At 60.3% G+C, this 8042-nt stretch carries 6 protein-coding genes and 1 pseudogene; 4 read left to right on the top strand and 3 right to left on the bottom strand.

All coding sequences use genetic code 11. From position 1 onward, the window contains the following. Window positions 1–628: 628 nt before the first annotated feature. The 3 genes and pseudogenes from grpE to BV106_RS35150 all read left to right on the top strand — a co-directional run bounded on the left by grpE (window position 629) and on the right by BV106_RS35150 (window position 3331). Window positions 629–1201 (top strand): nucleotide exchange factor GrpE, encoded by a 573-nt coding sequence (gene grpE / locus BV106_RS06580; RefSeq protein WP_051945270.1) that lies wholly within the window; start codon window positions 629–631, stop codon window positions 1199–1201. A gap of 51 nt (window positions 1202–1252) precedes the next feature. Then, window positions 1253–2406: pseudogene (gene dnaJ, locus BV106_RS38130) on the top strand (molecular chaperone DnaJ). A gap of 181 nt (window positions 2407–2587) precedes the next feature. Beyond that, window positions 2588–3331, top strand: a complete 744-nt coding sequence (locus BV106_RS35150) for a lipid-A-disaccharide synthase N-terminal domain-containing protein (protein WP_051945267.1) — start codon at window positions 2588–2590, stop codon at window positions 3329–3331. 32 nt (window positions 3332–3363) lie between these two features. Here the strand turns inward: BV106_RS35150 and BV106_RS06565 are convergent, their stop codons facing one another. Next, on the bottom strand, window positions 3364–4878 hold the full coding sequence (locus BV106_RS06565) for a tannase/feruloyl esterase family alpha/beta hydrolase (protein WP_265595396.1): 1515 nt from the start codon (window positions 4876–4878) through the stop codon (window positions 3364–3366). Window positions 4879–5016: 138 nt separating this feature from the next. Between BV106_RS06565 and BV106_RS06560 the strand changes: the two genes are divergently transcribed. Further along, window positions 5017–6825: a hypothetical protein gene (locus BV106_RS06560; RefSeq protein ID WP_265595395.1), complete on the top strand. Its 1809-nt coding sequence runs from the start codon at window positions 5017–5019 to the stop codon at window positions 6823–6825. 92 nt (window positions 6826–6917) lie between these two features. Here the strand turns inward: BV106_RS06560 and BV106_RS06555 are convergent, their stop codons facing one another. Continuing rightward, on the bottom strand, window positions 6918–7484 hold the full coding sequence (locus BV106_RS06555) for a hypothetical protein (RefSeq protein WP_265595394.1): 567 nt from the start codon (window positions 7482–7484) through the stop codon (window positions 6918–6920). Window positions 7485–7525: 41 nt separating this feature from the next. Then, window positions 7526–8026 (bottom strand): hypothetical protein, encoded by a 501-nt coding sequence (locus BV106_RS06550; protein ID WP_265595393.1) that lies wholly within the window; start codon window positions 8024–8026, stop codon window positions 7526–7528. Window positions 8027–8042 lie beyond the last annotated feature (16 nt).

Raw genomic sequence — 8042 nt, 5'->3', positions numbered from 1 at the left:
GCAAGCATCTGCGTTCACCCCGGAGGGGTGACAGCAAAGGTTCGCGTGCTGCTGGAAGTCGCTGGCATCCGCTCCGGGATGCAAGGCCCATTCTGATCACCCGGAGGTATCAGTCGCTACGCTCCTTCGACCGTCCGGCTAATGGCTTCGATGCCTCCGGCATCGAGTAGCCCTTGGGCCCCTCAGGCCTTGCCAACAATGGCGTGCTTTTCACCAGCGCTCTTGATGCCCGCAAAGCACGGAGCCGACAAGCTTACCGTCCAATCTGAGAAGACGCCACCGTGTCAGTTTGTCGCAATAGGGGCAAAACTGGCCCTCTGATCCGCCCCTTCGCCCTCATCCCACGGACTTCAGATGGCCCCTTTGCGGCCGCCTTTCACACCGAAAAATCAGCATAACACCCTGATCATGAGCGTTTCACCCCCATCCGCCAGCCTGCCTCAGTAACGTCAGGGCCACGCTAGGAACGGAATCTGCACAAGGTAGAGGTTCGCCGTCCGGGTCCTGTCGCCCGTCATCCTACCGCCTCTTGCCACCAGCCTCTCTTCAGTGCATAGTCCCGACCCCCTTTGATCCGGCGGCCTAATCTCGCCGCCGGTCTGCACGGCTTCCATTTCTCTTTCTGCTCATGAACTCAACGACCGAAGAACCCATCGCAGCTCAGGAGCCTGTCGCTCCCGAGACCGAAACCCAGGCCGCTGACGCCGCTCTCGAAACCGAATCGGCTCCCGTGGCCGCGGATCCCATCGCCGAACTCCAGGCCGAAGTGGCCAAGTGGAAGGACAGCGCCCTGCGCACCGCCGCTGAGCTGGACAACTACCGCAAGCGCGTGGCCCGCGACACCCAGGAAAGCCGTGCGTATGCGAACGCGGACCTGCTGCGCGACCTGTTCCCCATCCTCGACAACTTCGAGATGGGTCTCGACGCCGCCAAGGCCGAAAGCGAGAAGAGCATGATTTACATCGGCCTCAGCATGGTGCGCCGCCAGTTGGCCGACTTCCTGCGCGACGCCGGGGTGGAAGAGGTGCCCGGGCAGGGTGCCAAGTTCGACCCGAATGTCCACGAAGCCGTGAGTCATGAAGCCAGCGCCGATCAGCCTGAGGGCACCATCCTGAAAGTCATGCGTCGCGGCTTCAAGCTGAAGGACCGTCTTCTGCGTGCCGCGACCGTTTCCGTGTCCAGCGGCCCTCCGGCGGCGTAAACCCCTGCACGGGCCCTCCTGCCTGCGCCCACTTGATCCTTTCCTCTCCACATGGCCTCCAAACGCGACTATTACGAAGTCCTCGGCGTCTCCAAGACCGCCTCTCAGGACGAGCTCAAAAAAGCCTACCGCAAGCTCGCGGTTCAATTCCATCCGGACAAGAACCCTGGCGACCATAGCGCAGAGGAGAAGTTCAAGGAGCTGGGCGAAGCCTACGATGTGCTGGGCGATGAGCAGAAGCGCGCTGCCTATGATCGCTACGGCCATGCCGCCTTCGCGGGTGGCATGCCAGCCGGCGGCGGTGGTGGTGGTTTCCATGATCCCCTGGACATCTTCCGCGAAGTCTTCGGCGGCGGTGCCGGTGGTGACATCTTTGAAAGCTTCTTCGGCGGCGGCGGTGGACGTCGGGGGGACGCGGCGGCAACGGCCCGCAGCGGGGCAGCGACCTGCGCTACGGCCTGGAGATCACCCTCGAAGAGGCGGCCAAAGGCGTGGAAAAAGAGCTCGAGTTCGAGCGCCTGGCCAACTGCAAGACCTGCAAAGGCTCCGGCTCCAAGAGCGGCGGGGGTACCAAACAATGCCGCACCTGCGGCGGCGTGGGCCAGGTCATCAGCGCTCGTGGCTTCTTCCAGATCCAACAGACCTGCCCGGATTGCATGGGCACCGGTCAGACCATCTCGGATCCCTGCGGCGACTGCCACGGCCAGGGCCGGGCCAAGGATCGCACGCGCATCCGCCTCAAGATCCCCGCAGGCATCGAAGAAGGCTCCCGCCTGCGCTCGAGCGGCAACGGCGATGCTGGCACCCGCGGTGGCCCCAGTGGCGACCTCTATGTGGTGATCAGCATCAAGTCTCACGATCTCTTCGAGCGTGAAGGCGCAGACCTCCACTGCGATGTCCCCGTGAGCTACCCCATCGCTGCCTTGGGCGGTGAACTGGCGGTGCCCACCTTGGATGGCAAAGCCAACGTGCGCGTTCCCGGCGGCACCCAGAACGGGGCCACCTTCCGCCTCCGCGGCCAGGGCCTCAAGCACCTGGACAGCGACCGTAAGGGCGACCTGTACGTGCACGTGCAGATCGCCGTGCCCACGAAGCTCAACGCCGAGCAGAAAGAGAAGCTTCAAGACTTCGCCAAGGCTCTGGGAGAACACAACTCCCCGCTCCAGGAGACCTTCTTCGAGCGCGCCAAACGCTTCTTCACCTAGCGCCTGACTGCCCCTCCTTTGCACCCGCCCGCGCCGCCCCTCGTGGCAGCCGGGCGGGTTCTTGCTTTCTGGAACCCCCGCCCGATCATGAATATGACGATCTGGTTACTTGCGGGGAACTCCATCCTCCCGGAAGCCATCCGTTCCTCATTCATCATTCTTAATTCCTAATTCTCAGAGCGTGTCCGACGGATTTCTTCAGCCCTACCTCGACTCCACCTTCGGCCACTGGCTCTACATTGACTCCGCGATGTGGACCGCGGTGGGCTTTCTGGGAGCCGCCATTTTCGGCAGCCGCTTCGTCCTCCAGTGGTTGCAGAGCGAGAAGGAGAAGAAGCTCGTGGTGCCCTGGTACTTCTGGCATCTCAGCTTTTGGGGCAGCGTGCTGAACCTGCTCTACTTCCTGCACATCGACAAAGCCCCACTCATTCTGGGCAACTGCTTCCTGCCCTTCCTCTACGGCAGAAACATCATCTTCCTCCGCCAGACCCAGGATCGCCGTCGTGGCGGCGGCCGCATGGTCATGGCAGGCGTGGTGGTGCTCATGCTGGCCACCTTTGGCTACACCGCCCTGACCAGCCCGGATGCGAAACTCCGCAAGGATGTGCAAGCCCTCAAGGACATGGAGTCCATCGTCCAGGGGGTTAAAGGATACTACGCCGAGCACCACCAGCTGCCCAAAGGGGAGGCCCCTGCGATGGTGCGTGAACTCATCAAGGACAATCCCCGGCACATCGCCTATATCAATGTGCCCAAAGAGCGCCTCGACAAGGAGGGGGCCTGGCTCGATCCCTGGGGACAGCCCTATCGCATCTTCGTCTCAGGCAACCAGGCCATCGTTCGCTCCGCCGGCAAGAATGGGCAGTTCGACGACGGCCTGGATGACAAGCGGGACGACATCCTTGTACAGGGTGCGGTAAACTGAGACGCGACAGGAAGAGATCCCCTGCAGGTCGGTCAGTCAGCCGCCGGGGGAATGAACTTCGCGGAGATGCGATCCACGCCCACCCGCGGCCCATCGATCTTCTTGAAGCCCCCAGACGCCTCCCAGCCCGTCTTGCCCGGATAGGGATAGAGGGGGATGTCGATCTCGGTCTTGCCGTTCACGATGCGCTGGCCCTGGATGACGTCTGGCACCGCAGCTTTCTCGCGCCAGTCCACCACCAGCTTCAGCATGTTGGGCAGCTTATTGATGCCTGGACCAGGCCCATGGCTCATGCCGGGGACCAGGTAGAGGCGCAGGAACGAGCGGACCTTGTCGAGCGAGCCAAAGTGCTCAGCCGTGCGCTCGTAGTAGTCGATGGAGGCGTGATAAGGCACCACCGAGTCTGCGGAGCCCGAGATCATGAGCAGCTTGCCGCCGCGCTTTTCGAAGGCGCTCAGATCTGCGTTCTCGGCATTGAGGTAGGGAGCCAGTGCGGCGGTATAAGTGTCAATGTCCGCACCGAAGTTGAGCTCCGCCAGGTTCTTGTCTGGACCAAAGACCCATCGGAAGAGATACAGGTGGCCATGCGCCGCCTTGAATGAGCTACCAAAGGGGATGCCGCAGAAGATGCGCTCCCCGGTTACCGAGTGCTTCGGGCCGTCGAAGAGCTTGCGCATGGCCTCGGCGTGCTGGTCCGTGAGCGTGGTGTCTTTCTTCCTGGCCAGCTCAATCACGGCCTCGATGTCCGCTTTGCTGCACCGCGGGTCTGACACCAGCTTCCCGGCGGTTTGAGGAATCTCCCGTGTGGCCATGTACTCATTCCCGGCAGCGATGATGTTCGCCTCCTGGGACTCTGTGAACGGACACTGACGCAGGATCTGGTCGTTCCAGAGGAAATAAGCATGGAGGGGCGTGCGGCAGTGGGCCGGCACATTCGCCACAATGCCGTCGTAGTCCTCAGGGTAGCGTTGGGCCTCCTGCAGTGCCTGCTGTCCGCCAGTGGATCCTCCGTTGAAATACGAGTACTCCGGCGCCTTGCCGTAGTACGCTTTGACGAGCTGCTTGGCCGTCACCGTCATGAGATGCGTGGCGCGGAATCCAAAGTCCTTCCACACCTCTTTGTTCCCGATCCCGGAATCCGAATTGGGGGCTGTGCCCATATCCGTCGTGGCGACGGCATACCCCTCGGTGATCGGTCCGGCAAAACTTCCCGGATTGATGTTCCCCGCCGCCCCGCCATTGCCCAGCCCCAGGAACCGCCCGTTCCACTTCTCGGGGTCAGGCAGCCAGGCTTCGACCCGGAGGTTGGAGCCTTTTGCCGGATTCAACACGAGCTTCACCACCGTACGCGGCGGCAGGTTCTTGTACGCAGCACCGTTCGGAGCCGTCAGCGCAGTCTCCGTGATGCGCTCGATGGAAACCGCCTTCCCGGCCTCAATGGGAAGCGCCTTCAGCGCCGCAACCCGGTCTGTCGGCACAGGCGGTTCGGCCATCAAGGTCGCTGATGTCGCGACGGCAAAAAGAAACAAGCAACGCTGGATTTTCACGGCAGAGTTTAAGTAAGGTTTCGAGCAACAGTCCATGGGGCGTCTCAATCAGCTTCAGGACCTTTCATGGAACGGCCCCCTGAGGCCTGATCGAACAATTTGTCAGATCTTTTTGCCAAAGAAGCCATCACCCCAAACATGAGCCGCTTCCCCATCCCTCTTTTCCGCATTTGGCACCTGGCGACAGCGTGGGCCCTCTCCATCGCTACCGACGCAGTCCGAGCCCAAGATCATCCTGCACCTGAGGCCATTGTGACACCGTGGTTGTCAGCCATCCCGGAAGCCCCCTATCAACTGGACGACTGGTTTCCCCGGCCCGAGGATCTTCCTGACAGGCTCGGTGACGACGACTGGTACTGGTTGACCTCCAAAGCGACCCCTACCCAACGATTCAACGGACTCGTACATCTGCTCGCACCGCGAGCAGGCGTCTATCCTTCCCTGACGGCCATGAAGGACCTGCTCAACCAAGCCAAGCCGGAGTGGCAGTTCAGCGAGGAGCAGATCTCCCAACTCAACCAGACCATGCTCGCCTACGTTGCGCATCACCGGGCTTCCAAGGTGGCACCCGAGAGCGCCATCCGACTCCGGGCGTATCTTGAGGGATTCAGTCGTGAAGTTCATCTTTATCTTCTCGAGGGCGCTCGCACTTTGCCTCCAGAGCTGGTCACAAGATCCGACCAAGTGGTCAAACCGGACGCTTTGGTCGTGCAGCGATTTTGGAGGAAAACTGATCCCGGCGCTGCCGATGTGTATGAGAAGAAACGCGGGGAGCGCGCGGCGGACAGAGATCTGCTGGCGTGGACAGACGCCCTCCCTGACGCCAAGTCTCATGGACTATGGGAGCTGGACTTGAACTCTGGTGACATTCGCACCGAGCCCATCCCTGGATTTGACAGCGATGACACCATGAGGTTTTTCGCCCACCAAGGTCGCCGACTTGTGACTTCCGAACACGATGGATTTGGCCGCAAGGGAACCGGAGAGACTTGGCGTACATTTGAACTGCCACAGTTTGCCAGACACCTGCATGTCCTACCGTGGCAATCCGGTGCACTTCTCCTGTGGACCGCCCCACCCCATTACTTTGGAGAGGTGGAACGAGAACGCGACAAGGAGAAAGCGGAAGAGATGCTGAAGTCACTGGCTCCCACATTCGATGTCTGGGACGGAATTGCCGAGCAAGTCACCTCCATTCCCAAGAGTGACAGCATGCACTTCCTCGACAATCCGGAGATTGAACTGAACCCCACTTTGGTCACTGCAGGCGGACGGCTGGTTTTGGGTGTCCGGCAGCGCATTCCTGAGGACCCATCGGTACCAGTCAAAATCGCCGTGTACCTCAGCGCCCCGGGCGATGCTTCACGCTATGAGCATTGGGCAGACGTGCCCGGCAACTGGGAATTCCGCACCCGGCCCGGTGCAGAGAAGGATGAGGTTCTGATTCTCGTGAACCGTCCTGGCAACCGCTACTCCATGTGGGACGACGAACCCCAGCCAGAACGCGTATTTTCCTGCAACCTCATCACGCGCAAAGCCCAACTGCTGTGGAGTCTGGATGCGAACGAAACCGTGCGACATCCCTGGACCGTGAAGGAGATCAAGGAGCCCACCGCACCACGCTGGAAGCTACCCGCAGACTACGATCCTCCGCAGCCAGGCATTGTTCACGAATGGTTGCGGACCTTCGGACACGCGGGTCGTCTTTACGCGTTATGCTCCCGGATCGAAGTGGGCAAACAAGCCCTGCCCGACTATGAGCTGCTGATCTTCGCGCCGGATCACCACACCGCAAAGCGGGTGCCCTTGCACTTCGTCCTGCCCAGCGGTCTTCGCGAAGATGGGCTGGCCCCCCTACCGGTTCCTACCGATAACTACCTGGCATTCGACACCAGCTGCGGGGTGTTCTGGGTGAGCTGGAAAAGCGTAGAGGAGATAGCCAAATGAAATCAGAAGTCATGCTCCGCGCACTGTGACGGTTTGCTGGACATGACCCGCTTCCGCAAGGTGCCATCAACGGTTCGAGCCTCGCGTCCTGCCTACTTCCGCTTGCCACTTGCATCCGCAGGTGGTTCGCCGCCGCTTTCGAACAAGGCATCGCTGGCTTCAGTCACGGTCTGACCAGGCTTGGTGAAGGGGCTGGCTGAATATCCTCCCCCTTTGACCGAAATCAGCCAGTCAAGTATCGCGAGCTGGCCTGAACTGCCTGTGGCTTCGAAGATTTCCTTGTAGTGAGCTTCCGCTTTAGCAGGGGCAGCCAGGTGGACAACGCGCACCCAGGCAAGTCCATCTGACTTGAGAGATGGTGATGTTAGCGCTTTGGTGGCGACTTTGAGCAGCGGGGTTGGATCCTCAAGAGAGACCGATTCCAGATAGAAACAAAGCGCGTTCGCGCCATAAAAGCGGTCTCTCTCGTTTTTCCCCTCCGCAATCGGCTTGATGGCATCGGCAATTCTTTGGGTCGTTGCGACATCCGATTTCCCCCTTGCCAGTCCAAGCTCCTTGAGAAAGTTCGAATTGACTGGGTCCTCCAGAACTTTCGGCTCCTGCCCCAGGCAGAAAGCACTGATTCCAGAAATGATGAGGGACAGAATCTTAGTTTTCACGAGGCGCAGTCGAAACAAGCGACTATAACTTATGCAGAGACCTACTTCACGCCAGGCATCATCGTCAGCCTGACTGGAAGCCATCGGCACTCAGCGCTTTGTTCGGGGCTGGGCACCGCCTCAAAGTTGGCATCCGGCCGGGTTGTGATGAAGACGAAGATGTAAACCATGGGAACAAGGGCAGAATTTCCCCCGGTGTCATCAGCCCAAGCTCCATTTTTGAGGATGATACGGGCCCCTCTCGGCAGACTTCCCGACTTGAAACAACGGCGTGATAGATCTGCTAGCCCCGGATGCTCCAGATCCAAATGGGAGTCCCCTCCGAGTGCCAATGCGTTGGAAAGCTCTGCCGTTTTCAGCGCCGCCACACCGTGCTTCGTCATCCAATCCTTAACGACAGCATTGAAACTGGTTGTTGCGTCGGCGAGAGGCGTCTCTTGTCTGATCTCATAAGTCAAATACAGCGGAGCCTCAGCCCAAATTGAAGGACAGCAGACGAGCGCAGCCGCGATGAGCATAAGACGACAAACGAGTGTGGGCATACGGCTTGACTGGTAG

Origin of the sequence: Verrucomicrobium sp. BvORR106 (genome assembly GCF_000739655.1) — a bacterium.
Lineage (GTDB): Bacteria > Verrucomicrobiota > Verrucomicrobiia > Verrucomicrobiales > Verrucomicrobiaceae > Verrucomicrobium.
The sequence above is the reverse complement of the archived record's forward strand: the minus strand, read 5'-3'. Positions and strand labels throughout refer to the sequence as shown.

What these genes read in the sequence shown, in the direction of transcription:
- grpE (WP_051945270.1), top strand. Translation starts at nt 629, where the DNA reads ATGAACTCAACGACCGAAGAACCCATCGCAGCTCAGGAGCCTGTCGCT.
- BV106_RS06560 (WP_265595395.1), top strand. Translation starts at nt 5,017, where the DNA reads ATGAGCCGCTTCCCCATCCCTCTTTTCCGCATTTGGCACCTGGCGACA.
- BV106_RS06550 (WP_265595393.1), bottom strand. Translation starts at nt 8,026, where the DNA reads ATGCCCACACTCGTTTGTCGTCTTATGCTCATCGCGGCTGCGCTCGTC.